The 21854-nt window shown below is 50.6% G+C and carries 19 protein-coding genes; 10 read left to right on the top strand and 9 right to left on the bottom strand.

Going from position 1 to position 21854, the window contains the following annotated elements; all coding sequences use genetic code 11:
* Positions 1–101 precede the first annotated feature (101 nt).
* Entirely contained in the window at positions 102–1421 is a 1320-nt protein-coding gene (locus GGC63_RS18870) for an ABC transporter substrate-binding protein (protein ID WP_192703615.1), read from the bottom strand.
* Between the two features lie 442 nt (positions 1422–1863).
* Between GGC63_RS18870 and GGC63_RS18865 the strand changes: the two genes are divergently transcribed.
* Positions 1864–2877 carry a LacI family DNA-binding transcriptional regulator gene (locus tag GGC63_RS18865; RefSeq protein ID WP_192703614.1) on the top strand — a complete coding sequence of 338 codons (1014 nt, stop codon included), beginning with the start codon at positions 1864–1866 and terminating at the stop codon, positions 2875–2877.
* 61 nt (positions 2878–2938) lie between these two features.
* Here GGC63_RS18865 and GGC63_RS18860 read toward each other — a convergent pair whose 3' ends face one another.
* Together GGC63_RS18860 and GGC63_RS18855 are read right to left on the bottom strand one after the other, a co-directional pair.
* Complete coding sequence (locus tag GGC63_RS18860) at positions 2939–3517, bottom strand: VanZ family protein (protein WP_192703613.1); 579 nt, start codon at positions 3515–3517, stop codon at positions 2939–2941.
* A gap of 20 nt (positions 3518–3537) precedes the next feature.
* Positions 3538–4437, bottom strand: a complete 900-nt coding sequence (locus tag GGC63_RS18855) for a M15 family metallopeptidase (protein WP_192703612.1) — start codon at positions 4435–4437, stop codon at positions 3538–3540.
* Positions 4438–4606: 169 nt separating this feature from the next.
* On the opposite strand from GGC63_RS18855, the gene GGC63_RS18850 reads away from it, so the two are divergent.
* On the top strand, positions 4607–6292 hold the full coding sequence (locus GGC63_RS18850; RefSeq protein WP_192703611.1) for a ribonuclease J: 1686 nt from the start codon (positions 4607–4609) through the stop codon (positions 6290–6292).
* 109 nt (positions 6293–6401) lie between these two features.
* Here GGC63_RS18850 and GGC63_RS18845 read toward each other — a convergent pair whose 3' ends face one another.
* From GGC63_RS18845 to GGC63_RS18830, 4 genes are all read right to left on the bottom strand, one after another.
* Positions 6402–7100: a response regulator transcription factor gene (locus GGC63_RS18845; RefSeq protein WP_079912646.1), complete on the bottom strand. Its 699-nt coding sequence runs from the start codon at positions 7098–7100 to the stop codon at positions 6402–6404.
* Between the two features lie 62 nt (positions 7101–7162).
* Positions 7163–8386, bottom strand: coding sequence for a hypothetical protein (locus tag GGC63_RS18840; RefSeq protein ID WP_192703610.1), 1224 nt, complete (start codon positions 8384–8386; stop codon positions 7163–7165).
* Complete coding sequence (locus GGC63_RS18835; protein WP_225948321.1) at positions 8373–8933, bottom strand: RNA polymerase sigma factor; 561 nt, start codon at positions 8931–8933, stop codon at positions 8373–8375. Before GGC63_RS18835 ends, GGC63_RS18840 begins: the two co-directional genes overlap by 14 nt.
* Positions 8934–9244: 311 nt before the next feature.
* Complete coding sequence (locus GGC63_RS18830) at positions 9245–10585, bottom strand: sulfatase-like hydrolase/transferase (protein WP_192703609.1); 1341 nt, start codon at positions 10583–10585, stop codon at positions 9245–9247.
* 183 nt (positions 10586–10768) lie between these two features.
* Between GGC63_RS18830 and GGC63_RS18825 the strand changes: the two genes are divergently transcribed.
* Both GGC63_RS18825 and GGC63_RS18820 read left to right on the top strand, forming a co-directional pair.
* Positions 10769–11641 carry a helix-turn-helix domain-containing protein gene (locus tag GGC63_RS18825; RefSeq protein ID WP_192703608.1) on the top strand — a complete coding sequence of 291 codons (873 nt, stop codon included), beginning with the start codon at positions 10769–10771 and terminating at the stop codon, positions 11639–11641.
* 239 nt (positions 11642–11880) lie between these two features.
* Entirely contained in the window at positions 11881–13284 is a 1404-nt protein-coding gene (locus GGC63_RS18820) for an NAD-dependent malic enzyme (protein ID WP_192703607.1), read from the top strand.
* 84 nt (positions 13285–13368) lie between these two features.
* Here the strand turns inward: GGC63_RS18820 and GGC63_RS18815 are convergent, their stop codons facing one another.
* Together GGC63_RS18815 and GGC63_RS18810 are read right to left on the bottom strand one after the other, a co-directional pair.
* Positions 13369–13788, bottom strand: coding sequence for a MarR family winged helix-turn-helix transcriptional regulator (locus GGC63_RS18815; RefSeq protein ID WP_192703606.1), 420 nt, complete (start codon positions 13786–13788; stop codon positions 13369–13371).
* Positions 13789–13855: 67 nt separating this feature from the next.
* Complete coding sequence (locus GGC63_RS18810; RefSeq protein WP_079912653.1) at positions 13856–14590, bottom strand: SDR family NAD(P)-dependent oxidoreductase; 735 nt, start codon at positions 14588–14590, stop codon at positions 13856–13858.
* A 246-nt stretch (positions 14591–14836) separates the two neighbouring features.
* Here GGC63_RS18810 and GGC63_RS35160 point away from each other — a divergent pair, with 246 nt between their 5' ends.
* The 6 genes from GGC63_RS35160 (at position 14837) to GGC63_RS18780 (ending at position 21718) form a co-directional block, all read left to right on the top strand.
* On the top strand, positions 14837–15508 hold the full coding sequence (locus tag GGC63_RS35160) for a response regulator transcription factor (protein WP_192703605.1): 672 nt from the start codon (positions 14837–14839) through the stop codon (positions 15506–15508).
* A gap of 3 nt (positions 15509–15511) precedes the next feature.
* Positions 15512–16954, top strand: coding sequence for a sensor histidine kinase (locus GGC63_RS18800; protein WP_192703604.1), 1443 nt, complete (start codon positions 15512–15514; stop codon positions 16952–16954).
* A gap of 43 nt (positions 16955–16997) precedes the next feature.
* Positions 16998–17783: a DUF3919 family protein gene (locus GGC63_RS18795; protein WP_192703603.1), complete on the top strand. Its 786-nt coding sequence runs from the start codon at positions 16998–17000 to the stop codon at positions 17781–17783.
* 25 nt (positions 17784–17808) lie between these two features.
* Positions 17809–18843 (top strand): ABC transporter substrate-binding protein, encoded by a 1035-nt coding sequence (locus GGC63_RS18790; protein ID WP_192703602.1) that lies wholly within the window; start codon positions 17809–17811, stop codon positions 18841–18843.
* A gap of 109 nt (positions 18844–18952) precedes the next feature.
* Positions 18953–20611 carry an ABC transporter permease gene (locus GGC63_RS18785; protein ID WP_192703601.1) on the top strand — a complete coding sequence of 553 codons (1659 nt, stop codon included), beginning with the start codon at positions 18953–18955 and terminating at the stop codon, positions 20609–20611.
* Positions 20612–20629: 18 nt separating this feature from the next.
* Positions 20630–21718: an ABC transporter ATP-binding protein gene (locus GGC63_RS18780; RefSeq protein WP_192703600.1), complete on the top strand. Its 1089-nt coding sequence runs from the start codon at positions 20630–20632 to the stop codon at positions 21716–21718.
* The last annotated feature ends 136 nt before the right edge of the window (positions 21719–21854 follow it).

Here is a 21854-nt window from a genome sequence, read left to right as displayed (position 1 = left end):
TGCCGGACTGATCAATGGCTGCGCGAAATAAAAAGCAGGGCACTCCCGCAAGATAAGCCAGTAAGTCCCTGGTCATCATCGGTGGTGCTCCTGCTATCACGTTACTTGGTCTCGGATTCAATCTTCTTGTTAACCTGCTCCTGACCGTTTCGAAGTACGGTATTCACATCGGTTTTGCCTAACAAGAGATCGGTAATTTGACCCCGAATGGCATCCTCTACAAACGTATCGTATCGGGTTTTGGCCGCCGCCGGCGCGAAGGTGTTGCTGAATACGGCATTCTTGATATTCTTATCCTTCATGGTCGTGTCCTGGCCGAACACCTGCTTGATCGCATCGTTCTTCAGAATCGTAATGCCGCCTGACTTGGAAAATTGCGTCTGGTACTCATCGCTGATAAACAGCTTCACGACCTCCATCGCCTCATCCTTATGCTCGCTGGTCGAAGTGATAAACATATAAGTCGGATAGGATTGACTGCCGACTTTCGGAGCATCCTTGAAGGTAGGCAGTGCCGTCACATCCCAATTCATCTCGCGAGTCCAGTCGTAATCCCCGTACATGAAGCTGAACATAGCGACATTCCGGGCCTTGGAGAACTCGTCAATGTACGGAATCTTGTACCATTGCTTCTTCAAATCCTCAAGCACTGGGCCGTAGCCTTCGGATTGCATCGGCTTCATCAAGGTTTCCTGAAGCAGCTTTTTCCATGCATCCGTTTCCAGCGTCGCTTTTTTGGAGGAGGCATCGACATTGGCAAGAGACAGCGGGTTCAGTCTTAAAAAGTGATTGATTGATGTCGTATAACCGACGTAATTGACGCCGTTATCGCTTCGAGTCAGCTTTTGCGATAAAGCCGCCAAATCATCCCAAGTCATTCCGTCTTTAGGGTATTCCACCCCGAATTTATCAAAAATATCCTTATTGTACATCAACACCAGCGTACTGTTGCTGATCGGCAGGCCATATAGACCGCCCATGACCTTGATAGCATCGATCGTCGACGGCTCAAACCGGCTTAAATCTACATTATGCTTTTTCACCAGATCGGATAAATCCTGGTTCAGCCCGATATCCAGAAGCGAGCCCTTCAAGCCGATTTGTCCTATGGAATCAATAAAGATATCCACCTTCGTCGTCCCGCTCGTAATCATCTCCGCCAAGCTGACCGTCTTGTCTTTGGGCACGAATTTCACCGTAACATTCGGCAGCTTTTGCTTTATGTAATCTCCATATTGTTTTTGAAACTGCTCTTCGGAAAGATTCCCGTTATGATAAAAATATAAGTCCACCGGCTTCATATTCGCCGCAGCCCCTGCATCACCGGTTGACGACGCCGGCTCCTGCTTGGTACCGGAGCATCCGGACAATATCGACCCTAGCAGAAGCGTTCCTGCCACTGCCATTGTAACCTTTTTCATGGTATGACCCTCCCTTTTTACGATCCAATAAACCGCTTTCATATTGATGAAGCTTCAATGAATAGATATGATGGGTACCCGCCTGCACTAAGAGGTTAATGCAATAAAACTGTAAGCACTGAAATCGATTTCATGATGTATTATACTCAGCAGCTGGAAATATTGTCAAACAAAAAATGATAAAGCACGATTTTTATTGAATTTTAGCCGGTTTATAAAAATAAACTCTAATGGAGTCTCTGTTTGAATGATCTGAAATCGATTTTATTAATCCGCATTTGACTGAGCACTATTTTCGAATAAATTTCCAACTATATCCGGTTTGTTCAGCTTAATCCAACAATCGACTCCTTCCTATTCTATCAAATGATGAGTATTGCAATCGATTTCTTTATAGGTTATAGTCTTCTCAGAATAAAAATCTGTACTAAGGTAGATGAGAATGGACATAAAAATCGTCGATGTGGCCGCCAAAGCCGGCGTCTCCCCCGCTACGGTATCCCGGGTTCTAAATAATAACAACAATGTCACCTCCAAGACGAAGGACAGGGTCATGAAGGTGATTCATGAGCTCGGTTACCAACCGAATGCCGCCGCCAAAAATCTTCGTTCCCAGAAAACGATGGCTATCGGCGTTATCGTTCCGGAAATTAATAACTCCTATTATGCAGAAGTGATCAAGGGCATCGAAAATCAGGCTTATGCCATGAAATATAAGGTTATTATCTGCGATACGTCGAACAACAAGGAAAAAGAGCTGGAATTTATCAATCTGCTCATGAATAAAACCGTTGACTGCATGATCCTTGTAACCCCGATGATGTCGGATGAGGAGATTTGCCATTGGGCCGATATGGATTATTCCATAGGCATCGTCGGCAGATATATTCATCACGATAAGGTTCCGTGCGTCTATACGGACAATGTGAAATTTTCGAAGGAAGTCGTGAACCATCTGGTAGAGCAAGGGCATCGGGAAATCGCGTTTCTCAGCGGCTATGCGGATGCCATCGACAGCTATGAGAGACTGGAGGGCTACTTGAAGGGCCTGCGCGAGCATCATATTCCATTCCGTCCCGAATGGATCGAGAACGGGAACTTTAACAAGCAGGGCGGATACGAGGCGTTAAAGAGATTAATAGAGAAGAAGGTCAGCTTCACCGCTATCTATGCCGCCAACGACGAAATGGCGCTTGGTGTGTATCAGGCATGTGGTGAACTCGGAATCAAGATTCCGGAACAGCTCGCCGTCATCGGCGTGGACAACAATCGCATCAGCCGGTACATCACTCCTCAGCTCAGCACAGTGAACCAGCCGAAGATGAAGATGGGTGGCGCTATCGTCGAGAGATTGATTCATCAGCTCGAGAACGGTGAAGTGACGGACAACCGGGTTATCATTCTGGAGTCCCAGCTTATTGTCCGCGATTCTTCGCTGAGCCTGCCGCAGACGTAAGCGAACATCCGGGTGTATAACAGCCGGGCTTGCATAGTTAGACACTGCATCTTCTACACGGTCAGCCCGCACCCTCGCCCTGGCCGTTAGGCTGCCTGCGGAGCGGAGATTTGCTTTTGGCTTTAGCCGCCTGCGCTTCCTTGGGCTTTCGGCTCAGGTTGCATATGCGGAACACTGTGTAACCTATCATTCCTCCTGTTACATTCAGGATCATATCATCGACATCGAAGGTTCCGATCGATAGCAGCAGCTGTATCATCTCAAAGCTTCCGCTCCATAACAAGGAGGTCATCAGCATCCCTGCCCACGAACGGCAGCAGCGGTGGAAAAACAGCGGGGCCATTAGGCCAAACGGAATAAAGACTTCGATATTACCGATCAAATTATCCGGCGGAAACTGCAGGAAATCGATAGGCTGTTTCAAATCCTGTGCAATCTCTTTGAAGGGAATGATGTTCCCGGACGCTTCATAACGCTTTATAATATCCCGCGGATTCTCCCAATTATGCTTGAACCGGTCGATCAGATAATCGAGCTCCAGCGGTCCGAGCTTGAATAAAATAGCCTTGGCCAGCAGATACAAATAAACGGTAAATACGGCCGGCAGTACTATATTTTTGCCTGGATGGAACGATTTCATCTATACCCCTCGCTTCCTGCTTACAAATATAATGTGAGTATCACGCCGTCCGAATTATTGCCCGTAATATCGTATCTCCGGTTGGCAGGGATCGTAATCTTCATATTTTTGGAGTAAGGATAATAACGGATTTCATAGGTGTTGCCTTCCGTATGGGCCGTAATAGTCTTCTGCTCCTTCAAGTAATCCAAATACTCCTCCAGGGTCATATTGTTCTCCTTCATGATGGCGCTGTGGGGCATGCCTACATAACGAAAATGCCACGGCTCATACTGAATGCCTGTAATGGTAGTCTTATCCTTCGGATAGCGCAGGATAAATCCGTACTTCCATGCCTCCTTGAGCAGCCACTTGCCCTCCGGCGCCTGATTCATCTCCTTCTGGGTCGAACCAATATCCAACGATAACCCGAGATTATGCTCGCTGTAGCCCGCCGGTAAAGCATAGTCAGAGCCCATCTCCCGGAACAGCTTGTCCTGCTCCTTCTCCTCCCGATAGCCGCTGCTGATCATAAAATGATTCACGCCGTCTTTATTGGCGGCCTCCATCATCTCGCCGAACTCTTTCGCCACTTCCCGGGACAGCCGAATCGTATTATCTAATAGAGCGAAGCCGCGGATCAGATCTTTATGCTCGTATAACCGAACTATATCCGTCTGCTCTCCTTCCGAACGTACGGCATTCTTTTTATTCACAAGAACCAGCTTTCCTTTATATACTTGATCCTTGGCTACGGATATCGTTACTTGCTTGGATGACTCCCCCTGCTTGCCCTCGCTCCTCTGCCTCGAAGCATCTCCAGATACTTGGACCGGAATTTCCGCATTCCCCGGGCTTCCATTAGCATTCTCCCTGGTACGCTGCAAAGCCTCGTAACCTAGCAGCGCCACAATGACAAACAGAAACACCCACTTCTTCATCTGCATATTCCCCCTTCGTTGATATCCACTTAGGATAGAGGAAAACGTTTAAAAAGAATTAGGCTTTATCTAAAATTTTTCTTAAATATGAAGCGGCGCACCACTAATTGCCACGAATACAAGAACCCGGCTTGGCTCACTCTATGCATGAAAACGGCTGGAATCACGGATGGGGGGAACTTTGTTGAGCAGCGAGAAGAAATTGTCCATTTTCGCCCTTGGAGGCGTGAATGAAATCGGTAAGAACATGTATGTAATACAGTATGAGGACGACATGGTCGTCATTGACTGCGGCTCCAAATTCCCTGACGAGAGCCTGCTGGGGATTGATCTGATTATCCCCGACATCAGTTATCTGATCGAACATAAAGACAAAGTACGTGCTTTGATTGTTACCCATGGACATGAGGATCATATCGGCGGAATCCCCTATATATTGAAGCAATGCAATATGCCTATCTATGCCACGCGGCTGACAATAGGGCTCATTGAAATCAAGCTGAAAGAAGCCGGTCTGCTGGCCGACACGGAATTAATAGAAATTACCTCGAACTCGGAAGTAGAGCTTGGGTCCATCCGCGCGACGTTCTTCAAAACCAACCACAGCATACCCGACTGCCTGGGTATCGCCTTCCAGACACCGGAGGGGACGGTTGTACATACGGGTGATTTCAAGTTCGACCTGACCCCCGTCAATGAGCAATACCCGGATATTCACAAGATGGCGGAGATTGGCAAGAACGGCGTCCTTGTTTTATTATCCGAAAGCACGAATTCCGAACGCCCGGGATTCACTCCGTCCGAACGTAAAGTAGGAGAATCGATAGAGGAAGCCTTCACCAAAGCGCGGCAAAAGGTAGTCATCTCTACCTTTGCTTCGAACGTTCACCGGCTCCAGCAAATTGTCGATGCGGCCGCGATGACCAACCGCAAGCTGACGGTCCTCGGACGGAGCATGGTGAATGTGGTCAAAATCGCTTCGGAGCTGGGGTACTTAAAGATTCCCGAAGGCATGCTCGTAGAAGCAGGAGAGGTGGCAGGGCTGGAAGCTGAGCGGGTCGCCATCCTGTGTACGGGAAGTCAAGGAGAGCCTATGGCCGCACTGGCCCGGCTGGCCTCCTCTACCCATCGGCAAATCAAAATATTGCCAGGGGATACCGTCATCTTATCGGCGACTCCGATTCCGGGGAATGAGAGGAATGTAGCGCAAATCGTCGACAATTTATTTCGTCTCGGCGCCAATGTCATTTACGGCTCCGGCTCCGTCACGGGCATGCACGTTTCGGGACATGCCTGCCAGGAAGAGCTTAAGCTGATGCTTACCTTGATGAAGCCGACTTATTTCATTCCGATCCACGGGGAATACCGCATGCTGTACCAGCATCGGCTGTTAGCCGAAGCGGTCGGGGTCAAGAAGGAAAATATCTTTATCCTCCATAACGGAGATGTTGTGGATATTCAAGATCAAACCGCATCCCAAACAAGAAAAGTATCGGCAGGCAACACGTTCGTAGACGGATGGGGGATTGGCGATGTCGGCAACATCGTGCTGCGCGACCGCAAGCATCTCTCGGAAGACGGCATTCTTGTCGTCGTCATCACGCTAAGCAAAGCCGAGGGCCATATTTTATCCGGGCCGGATATCATCTCCCGCGGCTTCGTCTATGTTCGCCAATCAGAGGCTCTGCTCGATCAAGCTAACCGCATTGTAACCGAAACGATCAATAAATTGCAGGCCGAGAACATTTACCAATGGAGCTCGCTGAAAATCAGCGTTAAGGACGCTTTGGGACGCTATTTATACGAAAACACAGGCCGAAGACCGATGATTTTGCCGATCATTATGGAAATTTAAGTAAATCCCGCTTCGGGATATAGTTCTTACTCCAAGAAAGCGCAGCGTACGGCTTGCCCCTAAGCAGGCCGTACGCTGCGCTTTGGTGTAAAAATAGAGTACTGTGGATTTAAGGATTGAAGGTATAGCCAACGCCCCATACCGTTTTGATCAGCTTATGTTTATTGGTGTCGTCCCCGATCTTTTTCCGCAGTGTACGAATATGAACCATGACCGTGTTATTGCCGCTCTCATAATAGGCTTCTCCCCATACCTGTTGAAAAATATGATCCGCGCTGAACACTTTTTTGGGGTGACTGGCAAGCAAATGCAATATATCAAACTCTTTGGGCGTCAGCTCGATAACCTCCCCGTACAGCACCACCTTCCGCTGATCGGGGTAGATGCTCAAGCCGCCGGACTCGAGTACGGCTTCGTTATCGGTGGAATGGCGGTTCAGCTGCATATACCGGCGAAGCTGGGCATTCACACGCGCAACCAGCTCCATGGGATTGAAGGGCTTGATCATATAGTCGTCGGCCCCCATCACAAGCCCGGTTATTTTATCCATATCCGACGTCTTTGCACTCAAAAATATGATGGGCATATGATATTGCTCCCGTATGAGACGGGTAACCTCGTATCCGTCCATTTTGGGCATCATAATGTCCAGAATGGCCAAGTCGATCGGCTGGGTTTGAATGACGCGCAGGGCTTCTTTCCCATCCGGAACCTTAATAATCTGGTACCCCTCTTTCTCCAGATGCAGCGCAATCAGATCCGCAATCTCGGCCTCGTCATCCGCTACCAGTATCGTAATTCGTTTCATCTAATCTACTCCCGTAAGAAATCATCTATCTAGCTATTATTGTTCCCCCGTGGGTTGTAAAATCATTTCCCAAGCAGCAGGCTGACCCGCTTCTTCCATATGTCAACGAAAGGCTCGTCTACAGCCCATTGTATCATGACAATGGTCTCATCCGCATCCAGATTGACGGACAATAGCGGCGCCGGAATCAGCTGGTCCTTAAAGGGATACATGATAATATTCTTTGCGGTGACAATACCCACCAATTCCCCGTTAGGCGAAGAAAAGGCGTCTATGGCATCGGATACGGTACGCCGTATATCGGTCCAGCTTGCTGACAGCTTATCGTAGGAAACGACGGAATCGGGCAGCTTCAACTCAACCTCCTTAAGCTGCGGCTTGACTGGGTTGAGCCCAAGGGGAGATGCCTGATAGGTCGCAACCTGAGGTACCCACTGCCCCTCCTTCCGTGCAATCGCCCAGCTATCGCCCTGCTCACCCTGCAAATCCGGGGCCAGCGCGGAGCCGTACAGCTTGCTCAAGGAAACATGGGGTTCATTCTCCGGTAATGGTTGAGCCGGCAGCTTCGTTTTGGTCAGATCCTCTACATCCTTGACCCAAACGTAATCACGCGGCGCGTCTTTCCCCTTGTCCTGCTGCACCGTTTGGGAGACGGATACGTACCGGTTCCCAGCAAAAAGCAGCTTCTCCGACAGCCTCACCTGCTGCAGAGCATCATTTGCCTCCTGCACCGAAGCCGCGTTTTTCTCCGTTGCTACAGCAACAGACAGCTTCTGGTAGACCGTGCCGGTGCTCTCCAAGCGCTGCGGAACGATTCTCAAAAACTCCGTTTTATAAGGCATCAGGATGCCGCTGCCCTCTGCCGATTTTCGAAGCTCTCCCTGCTCCTCAGCCAGCAGCAGTGTGCGGTACGTGCTGTATTCCGGACTCCCCCCGGAAGCCGGGTGATCCTTTCTTAAGCCGATCAAGACGGCAGAACGGACAGGGTCCGCCTTGATCGTCGTATTCCAAAGAGGTATGGCGGGCTTGGATGCCGGCGATTCGTTCCATGCGGTTTCGGGTACAAGCTCCTTAAACGGGCTGTACCAATGGAAAGAAAGAAATACGGCTATGGCAGCAAGAGCCGTGCACAAACCGGCACTCCAAGGCATCCACTTCTTCTTCTTTTTGCGATCCTGCTCGTCGATGCGCTCCCCAATCCGTTTCTTTAACGCCTCCGAAAAACCGTGCCGGATGAATGGCCCTTCAGCCATCCACTGCTTCAACTCGTCGTCAATCGGCTCCATTGCTTTGATTCTCCTTTTGTTTGACCATTTTTTTGCGGGCGTGGAATAATCGCGACTTGACCGTTCCTTCTGTCACTCCCAGGATTTGTGCAATCTCCTTCATCGACAGCTGGTAGTGTGCGTAAAGCAGCAGCACCTCGCGGTACTTGACCGGCAGCTTCAGCACCATCTCCCACATATCGTTAACCGTCATTTGCTCAATAACCGTGTGCTCGGTGGCCGGCTGCGTGCTCGAAGGAGCTATGTAATCCATCAAGGTGACTTTGCGATAAAAGGCCGACCGCCGATAATCCACTGTCATATTGCGGGTAATGGTCAAAATCCATGTTTTCACAGATGACTCTTGACGAAATGTATATAAATTGCGGTATACCTTGATAAATACTTCCTGCGTGATGTCGTCGGCTTGATCCCACTTGCGCGTCATGCTGAAGGCATAGTTCCAAACATCCTTGCCGTAGGCGACCATCAGCTCTTCCAATATCGCCTTCTTATCGGAGCTTGCCGATAAATATCTCAAATATTCCAAATTCGCTTCCGATTCCAATACTGCCACCTCAATTATGGACGAGCCACCCTCTTAATAAGTTCAAAATCCTTATGAATGCTTTCTGAATCTCTTATGTACAGCTTCTGTAATCACTGCCGCTAGCAGCAATTACCGGCAATATGAATTAGACGATGGAAGAGCATGAAAAGTTACCATTTCTGCCTATTAAATTCCTGTTAAGCTGTGGGGGTCATGCTTCAAAGCATATGTCACAAAAAGGCCCTGCTTGCGGGAAGCAGGACCTTGAGGTAAATCCATTACATCATATGGTTTCATATAGGTTTCATTCGGGATAGGCTTCATGCGGCTCAAGCTTCTTCCGGATAAAACGGTACCTCCAGGGAATCGCCTACCCATCTCTGCCATTCGGTCAGCTCTCGATGCAGCTCGATGATTTTCCCCCGATTTAACGGATCTCCCGATACATCGTCGGTTTCCCACGGATCCTTGTTCAAGTCGAACAGCTGTACCCGAACCTTACGATCAGAATCCGGTGAAATGTAATAAATCAGCTTCCACCGCTCATCCTTCACCATCCTTTGAAGGTCCTTATACGCTGTGAACACGGTGGGACGGATCGGCTGCGAGGAAGCCTTCTCGTGCATAGCGGGCAGCAAGGACAAGCCTTCCACTGTTGCCGGAACCTCCGTTCCGGTCAGCTCACAAAGCGTCCGGTAAAAATCCATTTGGAGATGCACGTCCGTGACGATGCGATTTTGCGGAATTCCTGGCCCCTGCATGATCAGCGGAATGCGAATGCTGTGATCATACATATTTTGCTTGCCCATTAGACCGTGCTGCCCTATAGCAAGACCGTGATCGGCCGTGTAAACCACGATCGTGTTCTCCATTAGGCCCCGTTCCTCTAGCTTGCGCAGCACCTTCCCGATTCCGTCATCCATATGGGTGATCATCGCATAGTAATCGCCTAGATGTCTGCGAACCGCTTCGGGGGTTCTGGGCCAAGCCTCCAGCTTTTCATCCCTGACCGACATCTCCCCGTTATCGAAAGGGTGCTCCGGAAGCACATTCGGAGGCAATGGGAGGTCCTCGTCATGATATAACGAGCGAAATTCCGGCGGAGCCGTCCGGGGATCATGAGGAGCCGTATAGGCCAAATACAACGCAAAAGGCTCGCTGCGGTCGTATTCATCCAAAAATTGAACCGCCGCTTCCGTAAAAATATCCGTGGAATGCTCGTGCAGGGTGTACGTTTCGCCTGGAGCGTCTTTTTCCCCAGGATGGTATTCTTTCAGCGGTACTGCATAATGACTGTTCATCCCGCCGAAAAAGATGCGGGTCCCCCCGGCAAAGCAGCGGTAGAACGCCTCGGCGCCGTTATGCCATTTGCCGATGGCATAACTGTAATAACCGGCTTGACGCAGCGCTTCGGGCCACAACACATACCCCGGATCCAGCGCATTCTCCTTGACGCAGCGGAAGACGCTCGCCCCGGCAAGGAGGCTGGCTCTGGAGGGCATGCATACCGCTGCACTCTTTCCGCCCATCGTATGCGTCTGCTCAAAACGGGTGCCCTTGGATGCAAGGGCATCCAAATTCGGCGTGCGTACGGACTTGTCCCCGGCACAATGAAGCGATTGATGACGGTGATCGTCCGAAATGATAAACACAATATTCGGCTTGGACATCGTATTCCCCCTAAGCTTTTCCTTTACTAGGAATAGGGTACAGGAATATCGTCCAAAGTCCCATGTCAGATTCGCTGAACCGTCATGTCAAATTCGCCTACTCGAATATTTCCCCTTCTTCATTGACGGCCTGTATTCCCAGCCTCTATGATGGTTGTATCATCAGAATGACGGAGGTCCATCATGTCAAATAGGCATACTCCTTCTACGGCCATCCAGGGGCTCGAGCGGCTGCTCGGCGATTTGCTTGCCTCCCCTTATATCTTTCGCATTTTGGCCAGCTACAACGTAAGCGTGAAGACCGATTGGATGATTCGCGAACGGGTGCTGAACGAATTTCATATGCTGTACGTCGTTTCCGGATCCGGAACCTATATCGTCGAGGATACGGCTGTCGATTTATCCCACAACCATGTGCTTTTCATTTCGAACCAGGTACGGCATCGGGCGTTCCGGAATCAAGACATCCCTTTTCGGATCATCCCCACCCGCTTCCAGTTATACTCCCCGGCAGAGGAGCAGCTAATTGCGTATAACGCCGAGCCCTTCTATCTGCATTTTTCTCCGGGCAACGCTTTTGCCATGCAGCAGCTTTTTGAAAAGGTGCATACGTACAACCAGCTTCCAGCCTCCGTCATCAAGGACACCCTGTGCCATTCGGCCGTTGCCGAAACGCTGGCAGGCATGCTGCAGGAGCTGAAGGCGCCGAACCAGCCCCTATCGCTGCATCCCGGCTTGCTTCGATTGAAGCAAGTCATGGATGAGCAGCCGGCGGAACGCCTTAGTCTTAGTCAAATGGCCGAGGTTGCCTCCCTGTCTCCCAAATATGTATCCGCCTTGTTCCGGCAGGCCTTCGGTATGTCTGTTAAGGAATATCAGATTCGAACAAGAATGGACTATGCGGAATACCTGCTGAAGCATTCCGACCAGACTGTCAAGCAGCTGTCAGTCCTGCTTGATTATCCCGACCCCTATGCGTTCTCCAAGCAGTTCAAGCAATATCGGGGCTATTCTCCATCATCAGTTAGAACAACCCGCCTTCAAGAAAACCGGTAGATAGCTTGGATAGCGGAATTCCCGCTGCCAAGCATCTGCTTTTTTATTTGCGGAAAGGCAAAATGGTTTCTTCCGATTTTTATTAGTCCCTTTTGGGGAAGCCTAGTATTCGGAACCTTTTCCGAAATCAGCCGATTAGGAGCCGGATGTTCCGGTATGCCTTCCATCACTTTTCCTATGCCGGCAATCGGATACTGCTTATGACAGCATGAATACATAACAGGGATTGGATGAGAGAAATGTCACATACCAGCATAGTCATACGCGTGGAGCTGATCCACGAGACCACCACCTTCGGCGATGTCGCTTCGGCCATCAGCAAAGCGTCGGGAGACATTAGCTCCATCGACGTCATTCGGGCAGGAAAAGAATCCTCGATACGCGATATTACGGTCGATGTAGCCGAGTCCAACGAAGCCCGCGTGATCGAAGCGTTATCTAAGCTTGACGGCATCAAGCTGATCAACGTCTCGGACCGGACGTTCCTGGTTCATCTGGGAGGCAAAATCACGACCCAGCCTACGCTGCCCATCAAAAACCGCGAGGACCTGTCGCGTGTCTACACCCCGGGTGTAGCCAAGGTGTGCACCGCCATTCATGAAAATCCGAAAAAGGCGTTCTCGCTCACGATTAAGCGGAATACGGTAGCCGTTATCACGGACGGTACGGCCGTGCTGGGTCTGGGGGATATCGGGCCTCACGCTGCGGCTCCCGTCATGGAGGGCAAGGCGATGCTGTTCAAGCAGCTCGCTAACGTGGATGCGTTCCCGATTTGTCTCGATACGAAGGATACGGAGGAAATTATCCGGACTATTAAAGCGATCAGCCCGATCTTCGGCGGCATTAATCTGGAGGATATCAGCTCGCCGCGCTGCTTTGAAATCGAAAGAAGATTGGGAGAAGAGCTCGACATCCCCGTCTTCCACGACGATCAGCATGGAACCGCAGTAGTGGTCATTGCCGGTCTATTGAATGCTCTTAAGGTCGTCGGCAAACGTATGGATCAAATACGCGTCGTCGTTAACGGGATCGGGGCCGCCGGCGTGTCTATTTGCAAAATGCTGCTCGGATCCGGTGTAACCCGTCTTGTTCCCGTCGATCGGGAGGGAGCTATTGTTCGGGGAGGAGCTTACGATCACCCCATGTGGCAGTGGCTAGCCGAGCAGCCGCAGGTTGAAGCCAAAGAAGGAACGCTCAAGGACGTGCTCAAGGGGGCGGATGTGTTCATCGGGGTATCCAGAGGCGGAATTCTCGGCGCACAAGATATTCAGACTATGGCTTCGGACAGCATCGTATTCGCCATGGCGAACCCTAAGCCGGAGATTGATCCGGAGGAAGCGCTGCCTCATGCAGCCGTATTTGCTACAGGGCGAAGCGATTATCCCAACCAGATCAACAATGTGCTGGTGTTCCCCGGTATTTTCCGCGGTGCGCTGGACTGCCGGGCCAAAACCATCAACGAGCCGATGAAGCTCGCGGCGGCGCGCGCCATCGCTTCCGTCGTGACGGAAGCGGAGCTGAACAAGCATTACATTATCCCAAGTATCTTCAACGAGCGCGTTGTCACCAACGTCCGCAAAGGCATTATCGAGGCCGCTATCCTGACCGGGGTGGCCCGCAGAATTCCGCCGGATTTCAGGTAAATCGAATCGAATGTGCAAAGAGCCCCTTCGTTGAATGCGTAGGGGCATCGTTGTATCTATTTTTTCTTATTCACATGGCTGAATCTAATCTTCGCTATTCAGCTTTTTATACAGGTTGGCCAGCTGGCCCCGCTCCTGCTCGGTTAGCTTTTTAAACAAATCGGTACGCAGTCTTTGCCCCTCCAGGGTGGCTCTGTCAAGAACTTCGGTCCCTTTGTCGGTAATGCCCAAATAAACAATTCGGCGATCAGACTCATCCATTATTCGAACAGCTAATTTCTTAGCGACAAGCTTTTCGGATAAATAACTTAGCGTTGGAGGGGTAAAGCCTAATTGTTTTGCAATGTCCGAAGGCCGGCTCTTGCCATGTTTCTTTAAATGGCTGAGCACGAGAACATGAGAAATGCCAAGGTCCTCACTGAAAGTTTTGTTCCACTGGACAATCAACTGGTTGGTAAACTGATCCATGTTGTGTATAAGCTCGAAAAGGGTCTGCTCTTCCATACAATCCTCCTGGGAATATAAACGACAGCCCCCATTAAAAAATGAAGAGCTGCCATCATCTTACACGTTATTGAGCCGAGTATCCACCATCAATGACTATTTCTGAGCCTGTAATATACGAGGATTCATCTGAAGCAAGGAACAGTGCGGCTTGGGCAATATCGATGGCTTGTCCTAATCGCTGCAAAGGTGTTGCCTGGATTAATCGGCTCAGCAGATCCTTTGAGGTGCTTAAAGCTTGCGTCATTGGCGTTTCAATGATCCCGGGGAATAGAGCATTCACCCGAATGCCTTGACGGCCAAAGGTTGTAGCGGCAGCTTTGGATAATGCGCGAACTGCGCCCTTCGATGCCGAATAGTGATTAAAGCCTTGACCTATCAAGGCCGTGTAAGAAGAAATATTGATGATAGAACCTTTCTTTTGGGCCGCCATGTAAGGAGCAACATGCTTCATCCCTGCGAACGGGCCAAAGCCATTTATCGAGAGCATTTTCTGCCAATCCTCAGCATTGATTTCCTCAAATGGCTTCTCAGATGAGATGCCTGCATTGTTGACAAGAATATCAATTTTGCCAAAGCGATCGTAGACTTCCTTGGCCAGCGCCTGCCAATCCTCATCCGAAGCAACATTCAACTTCATTCCGTAAATATTGTGTTTCTGACTTGCTTTCTCAAGTGCCGCCTCATTAATATCTGCCGCAATAACAATAGCGCCTTCTTGGGCAAACAGCTCACCCATGCTTTCTCCGATACCCGAAGCGCCGCCTGTGATGATCGCTACTTTATTATTTAATCTTCCCATATTTCATTCTCCTAACGTATTTGGATTGCTAACAGTATTTAAACAACTAATTATTATACGTCTAATTATTTATATCTTGATAGTATCAGAATAATGACCTCAGCGCAACGGAGGAACTTGGCAGTTCCTATTCAGTTGTTTCTTCAAAGTACTGTTCCCCACCTTTTCCCACACATCCAAGCTTTACAACACAAAGGACTCGTGTAGAATAAGTACTATTATCGTCTACGGAAAGGAAGCCAGGATGTGAACATATTAATCATCGAAGATGACTCCAGCATCCAAATGCTGCTGAAGCTGAGCCTTGAGGTCGAAGGCTTCCGCCCTATCGTTGCGGGTACGGTCAGCGAAGGGCTTCGCGAGCTGTCCTCAAGCCCTATCGACCTGATTTTGCTGGATTTGATGCTGCCCGACCAATCCGGATTCGAGCTGCTGAAGCAGCTGCGTCTTGCTTACAAGGATATTCCGGTTATCGTGCTTACGGCCAAGAACGAAATGAATGATAAAATATTAGGCTTCCAGTTGGGAGCCGATGACTATTTGACGAAGCCCTTTGAAACGCGGGAGCTGGTGCTTCGCATTCGTGCCGTCATGCGCCGGATGAAAGCGGATACAAATCCATCGTCTGATTTGCTGCAGATTGGCGTATTGGAGATCGACCGCGCCGAGCGCACCCTTAAGGTAGCCGGCAAGCTTGTGAAGACGACGAGCAAGGAATTCGAGCTCATGTGGCTGCTGTGCAAAAATCCGAAGAAGGTGTTCTCCCGGGAGCATCTGCTCGATCAAGTCTGGGGATATGATTACTACGGTCAGACGCGCGCCGTGGATATGCTGGTGAATCGCCTCAGAGAGAAGCTGAAGCCTCATGAGCATATCCTCGCAACGGTTCACGGGACGGGTTACAAGCTGGAGGCCTAAACAATGAGACTGCGGAATAAATTTTTCATTCAGCATATGATTACGATTATCATGCTGCTCGCCGCCATGTATGTCGTCATCAATTACACCTTGAGCAAAAGCATGATCGAGAGGGATACGCAGACCTTGAGCCAGTACTACTCCCTTCACCGGATCGAAGCGCTCAAAATCGTGAACGACAAAAAAATCAGCATTGAGCAGCTGTTTTCAGGCGCCTACGCTCCTTTGATCGCATCGCATCTGGCAGCCAACAGCAACTTTCAGGTGCAGCTGTTCGATTCTGAAGGAACGATCGTCGGAGACAGCGGCAACCGGGAGGATCTGATCAAGCGGAGCGACATCGATGCCGCGCTGGAAGGACAGACCGCATCGGTCATTACGGAGGTGGAGGGGATGAAGCTGTTAATTTATGCATCCCCTTTTAGTTACGGAGGCAATATCGTCGGCGGCTTCCGTTACCTGCTTGATCTGAAGCAGCACGATCAAACCTTGACGGAAATGCGCAGCTGGTTTATTGGAGTAGCTCTTGGCTGCCTGCTTATTGCTCTGCTGGCCAGTTATTCCTTCTCGCTCTTTATCATGAAGCCTCTTCATGCGCTGCAGCAGGCGTTAAAACGGGTCGCCGTCGGAGATTTCAGCCGCAAGATCGTCGTTCGCAGCCATGATGAGGTGAGAGAGCTTGCCAACGACTTCAATCAGATGTCGCAGGCGCTTCAGGAGCATATCGAGCTGCTGCATTACGAGCAAGGCAAGCAAAAAACGTTTTACGACAATGTGACGCACGAATTGAAGACGCCCCTGACCTCGATTATCGGTTTTTCCGATTTGATAGACAAGCTCGATCGGGTCGACGATATCCGCAACTGCAACGTGTACATTCGCAAAGAAAGCACCCGTCTGCTGCAGATGGTTGAAGATCTGCTTCAATCCTCCCTTAAAGGGGACGAGGCTTGGAGAATACAGCTTGAGCACGCCGATCTGGCCGTGGTCCTTGCGGACAGCCTGCGTATCGTGGAGCCTACCCTGCAAAAATCAATGATCGGAACGACTTTTGCGTCCGAAGCCTGTCCGGCGTATTTCGATCCCAAACGCACCCAGCAGGTGCTCTTCAATCTGATCGACAACGCCATCAAGCACAGCGAATGTACGCAGCTGTCCATAGAGCTCGAACCGGACACCGCAGCCGACAGCTGCATCATCCGTATCGCAGACAATGGACGAGGGATGACCGAGCAGGAGGTACAGGCTCTGTTTCTTCCTGCCGAGCAAAAGGAGCCGCGACCAGTCACAAGGCATTCCCACGGGCTTGGCTTGCTCCTGTGCAAGCAGCTGATGGAGCTGCAGGGCGGAAGCATCGATGTCCGCAGCCGTCCGGGAGAGGGCACCGTCGTACAGCTGCATTTTCAGACACGCCTATTGCCCGCCCCTGTTTTGTTACAAAATTGATACAAACCTACGATTTTTTTGAGATAAAAGGAGAGTATTCTACATGCAAGAGGAGAAGAAAGGGCTTTCATGGTTACGTCTCATCTTGTTGCAAATCGTTATCGGCTGTACGCTCATCGGCATCTTCGCTTATGTATTCCGCATTGGCATGGATGAAGTGAGAATCATTCCGAGGGAGCTGAACGGCCGCGATATGTTCGACGGCGTCCCGATGCGGATGAACATTACTTACCCGGGGATAGGCACGATTTCCATAGAAGACCCCAAAGAGCTGATCACGTGGAAGGAATCGTTTGCCCGCTTGCTTAGCTCCGGCCGGCAGGAAAATCGCGCAAACGCTTCCCGTATGCTGCTGACGGGCTCTGTCGCCTATCTCGACCAGGAGGATATGTCGTTCCAGATCGGAACGAGCGGGTTTCTCTTCGGCTCCGACTCGGTTAACTCGCTCGATGTCAGTGCGGAGATCCGCAAGCTGCAGAATATGCTGATCGACAAAACGCTCACTGCAGATACGGTTGGAGGAGCGATCGACAATGCGGAGCATGAGGTTTTCCGGCTGGAGAACGGCTCCCTGACTCCGCTATCCCAAGAGGAACGGGCTGTTCTGACAAAGCAAATGCGAACCGCCGTGCGGCTTATCGACTTCAGCCATTTTGATTTCTCCGATAAACCGCCGGGCTCCCACTTTGTCGTGCAGCTTGCCGAAGAGGAGAAGAACCGCAAGCATTGGCTTCATATCGACCGATATGATAACGCTTACTTCGTTGTCTTTGATCTGCTCGACGAGACGAACCATAAAGCCTATTTCAAGCTTAAAGAAGCCTCCTAATGAACAGAGGGGATGGTTGGTAGAAATGGCTAGAAAGAAAAGCAATAGTTCCGTGATATTCGCTTCGGTGGCTGTCATTGTCCTGATAGCCGGATTTTTCCTGTACAAATCGGGCATGTTCGGCGATAAGGCCAAGGGCAAAATTACAGTCTACTCGATTTTCCAGGAAGAAGAAGCACGTAAGATTCTGGATAAGTTCAAGGCGGAAACCGGCATTGATTACGAAGTGCTCCGGCTTCCGAGCGGCGAAGCGGTAACGCGCGTGCAGAATGAAATGGGCAAGCCGCAGGCCGACTTCCTGATGGGCGGCCCCGCCGATTCGCACGAGGTACTTAAGAAAGCCGGCGCGCTGGAGAGCTACATCTCTCCGAACGCGAAGGACATACCTGATAACATGAAGGATAAAGACGGGTTCTGGACCGGATTTTATTTGAACCCGGTTGCCATCGGCATCAACGAGCAGCGTTGGAAAGAGAAATACGGTACGGCCCCTTATCCGCAAACGTTCAAGGATTTGCTCGACCCTAAGTTTAAAGGCGAGATCGGCATGTCCGACCCTGCGACCTCCGGAACGGCGTACACAGCCGTAGCTTCTCTGGCCCAGGTATGGGGCAAGGATGAAATGCTGAAATATGTGGCGCAGCTTCTCCCTAATTTGAAGGAAAGACCGAAATCCGGCATCGAGCCGATCCAAAAAGCCGCCAAAGGCGAATACACCATCGGGGTCACCTTCCTCGGCGATCAGCTGAAGATCAAAAACCAGGGCAATCCGATCGTCAGTATCGTCCCTGAAGCGGCAGGCTATGAGGTAGGCGGCCTGGCCATCGTGAAGGGCGGACCGAACACTGCCAACGCCAAAAAATTAATGGACTACATGCTGACCAATGAGCCGGGCATGCTGTACAGCGAATCCGCAATGGCGGTATCCGTGAAGCCGGGCGTTCCCGTTCCGAAGAACGGCATTGATATCAAAACAACGAAGTACAATACATCCTACAGCTTATGGAAGGCTGCCGAGCAGCGCAAAGAGCTGCAGGACGCTTTGAAAGACTTGAAGTAACGATAGAGGTATTTTTCGGGACACACAGGGGAGTCTTTCGCCACAGCTTGTTCACGGCAGACTCCCCGTTTTTAACCTACAACGTATTCGGAAGGTGGTCGTAGCCCCTATGATAACAGAAAAAACGGGCATGAGCGCATCCGTCGGCCGGCTGGCCCGAGATCCTTCTTCTCTGATTCTCGTTCTGATCAGCTTTGCCGTGCTGTGCCTCTTTGTCGTGTACCCGCTCCTCTATGTCGTTGCACTGCCAGGCGCTGACAGCTGGGGAACCTTTTTCAGCAAGAGCCGGTACGGTACAGCCCTGTTTAACACGGTCGTCAGCTCTACCTTGTCTGCTCTGACTGCAACGGTGTGTGGATTTATATATGCTTATTCGATTCATTACAGCAACATCCGGGGGAAAAAGTTTTTCCGGTTCATTGCCTTTCTCCCCATTCTTGCTCCATCGGTCATGACCGGGCTTGCTTTCCTGCTGCTGTTCGGACGGGGCGGCATGGTATCTCAATGGATGAAATCCTTGTTCGGCGTGGAGCTTGACCTCTATGGTCTTCCGGGACTCTGGATCGTGCAGACGATCTCCTACTTCCCGCTTGCTTACATGACCATTACCGGCGTACTCCGGGCGATCTCACCGAATCTGGAAATCGCCGCTCAAAATCTGGGCGCCCGCGGCTTCTACCTGTTTCGTACCATTACGATGAAGCTGGCGCTGCCGGGGATCATCAACGCGTTCCTTCTCGTTGCGATCAACTGCTTTGCAGATTTCGGGAATCCGAAGCTGATCGGGGGCAATTATTCGCTCCTGGCTGTTGAAATCTACGGAGAAATTATTAATAACGAACCGGGACTTGCCTCGGTCATGGGGATCATTCTGGTTATCCCTGCCCTGCTCGTTTTCGCCATTCAGAACAAGCTGCTGGCCAAAGGCTCTTATTCTACCATTACGGGCAAGCCTGTCTCGGGTCTTAACCGGGTTACGACTTCCCGTAAAACCGACATCGCCTTGTTTACCTTCAACAGCATCATGTCGGTCTTCATCCTGTCGATGTTCGCCATTACGATTTTGTTCGCTTTCACTAACAACTTCGGGCGGGATAACACCTTTACGCTCGACCATATTATGAAAATCGTATTTAATCCGTCCTCACCTGCCGTTATGAACAGCCTTGTGCTGTCGCTGGTCAGCTCGTTTCTGGCCGTCGCCTTCGCCCTCGTGCTGGCTTATGTTATCGTACGCAAGCCGTTTCCGGGTAAAAGAGCGCTCGATTTCGTCGCGGTTCTGCCGATTGCCCTTCCGGGGACCTTCGTCGGCTTGGCTCTAATCGTTGCGTTCAGCTCGGGACCTATCGTGCTTCAAGGCTCTGCCGTGCTGATTATTGTCGCCATGCTGCTGAAGCAAATGCCGGTCGGCTATCGCGGATTAACTGCTGCATTCAAGCAGGTGGACAAATCGATTGAGGAAGCCGCTACGAATCTGGGAGCGGACAGCAGACGGACACTGACAACGATAGTCTTCCCGATGCTGCAGAAGACAGTAGTCGCTAACTTTGTCTACGCTTTTATGAAAAATATGAATACGTTGAGTACCATCGTGTTCCTGATTACCCCCAAATGGGTCGTCGCCGCCGTCTCCATCTTCAACTATGCGGAGACAGGAACCTATTACTGGGCGGCCGCCGTAGCTGTCGGCCTAATGGGAGCGACACTGTTAACTCTCGGTGTCATGAAGCTTATTTTCCGTTCGAAGGTCAAAATATTCGATTTCTAACCGTCAGGAGTGAGGCGCATGAGCTCGCAAGTATTACTGGATTTAAAAAATGTCAATAAAGTGTTTGGCGATAATCACGTCCTCAAGCAGATTGATCTGAAGATTGAGCGCGGCAAATTCATCACGTTCCTTGGACCAAGCGGCTGCGGCAAAACTACGCTGCTCCGTTCCATCGCAGGATTTTATACGATTGATGAGGGAGAAATCCTTATCGACGGCAAGCTTGTCAACGATCTTCCGCCGTATAAGCGAGGCACGCCGATGGTATTTCAGGAATACGCTCTCTTCCCTCATATGACCGTATTCGATAACGTCGCTTACGGTCTGGATATTCAGAAGCGTCCCGAGGCGGAAGTCGAAGAACGCGTCAAGGAAGCGCTAGCCAAAGTCAAGCTGACCGGCCTCGAGGAGCGCTACCCGCACCAAATGTCCGGGGGACAGCAGCAGCGCGTCGCGATGGCGCGGGCACTGGTCATGAACTCCCCGATCATTCTGCTCGACGAGCCGCTCTCCAACCTGGACGCCAAGCTTCGCGAGGAGGTTCGCGTGGAGCTGCGCACAATTCAGCAGGAGCTTGGATTGACCGTCATCTACGTGACTCACGATCAGCTGGAAGCCTTGTCGATGTCGGATTATATCGTCGTCTTCAACAAAGGCGCCATCGACCAATACGGCACCCCTCACGAAATTTACTATAAGCCGCGCACGCCTTATGTCGCCGATTTCATAGGGACGACCAATTTTGCGGATGCGGTAGTGCGCCATACAGCCGGAGGGCAGACTACGGTGGAGTATATGATCAAAGAGAAGGCGAGGACCTGCACGGCGAACAGCGAGGAACTAGTGCAGCCGGGGGAGCAGGTATTGCTCAGCATTCGCCCTGAATCGATGCGCATCAATGCCGCCGTCAGCGATACGGATTTTATCGTCAGCGGCTTCGTGAAGTCCTCGATGTTTCTTGGCGAGAAGGAGCGTTATTTTATTCTTGACGATACGAGGAAGGAATGGATCGTGGACGTCTACGATATCGGGCAGACCCGATTTGAAGGCAATGTCACGATCAGCGCCGCCGCCGATAAAATTCATTTGATCAAAACCGGTTCATAATATAGGGTGAAACCGAAAAAACATAAACGGGGCCTTGGCTTCCAAGCTGATTCTGGTATTTTGCAGGGAGCCTTGAAATTTAATAAATGATGAAAAAAAGGAAACCTTCGTTTCCTTTTTTGGCTGTTCGGATGAG

This window comes from Paenibacillus sp. OAS669 (assembly GCF_014873645.1).
Taxonomy (GTDB): domain Bacteria; phylum Bacillota; class Bacilli; order Paenibacillales; family NBRC-103111; genus Paenibacillus_S; species Paenibacillus_S vulneris.
This window is presented reverse-complemented; position numbering and strand designations above follow the sequence as displayed.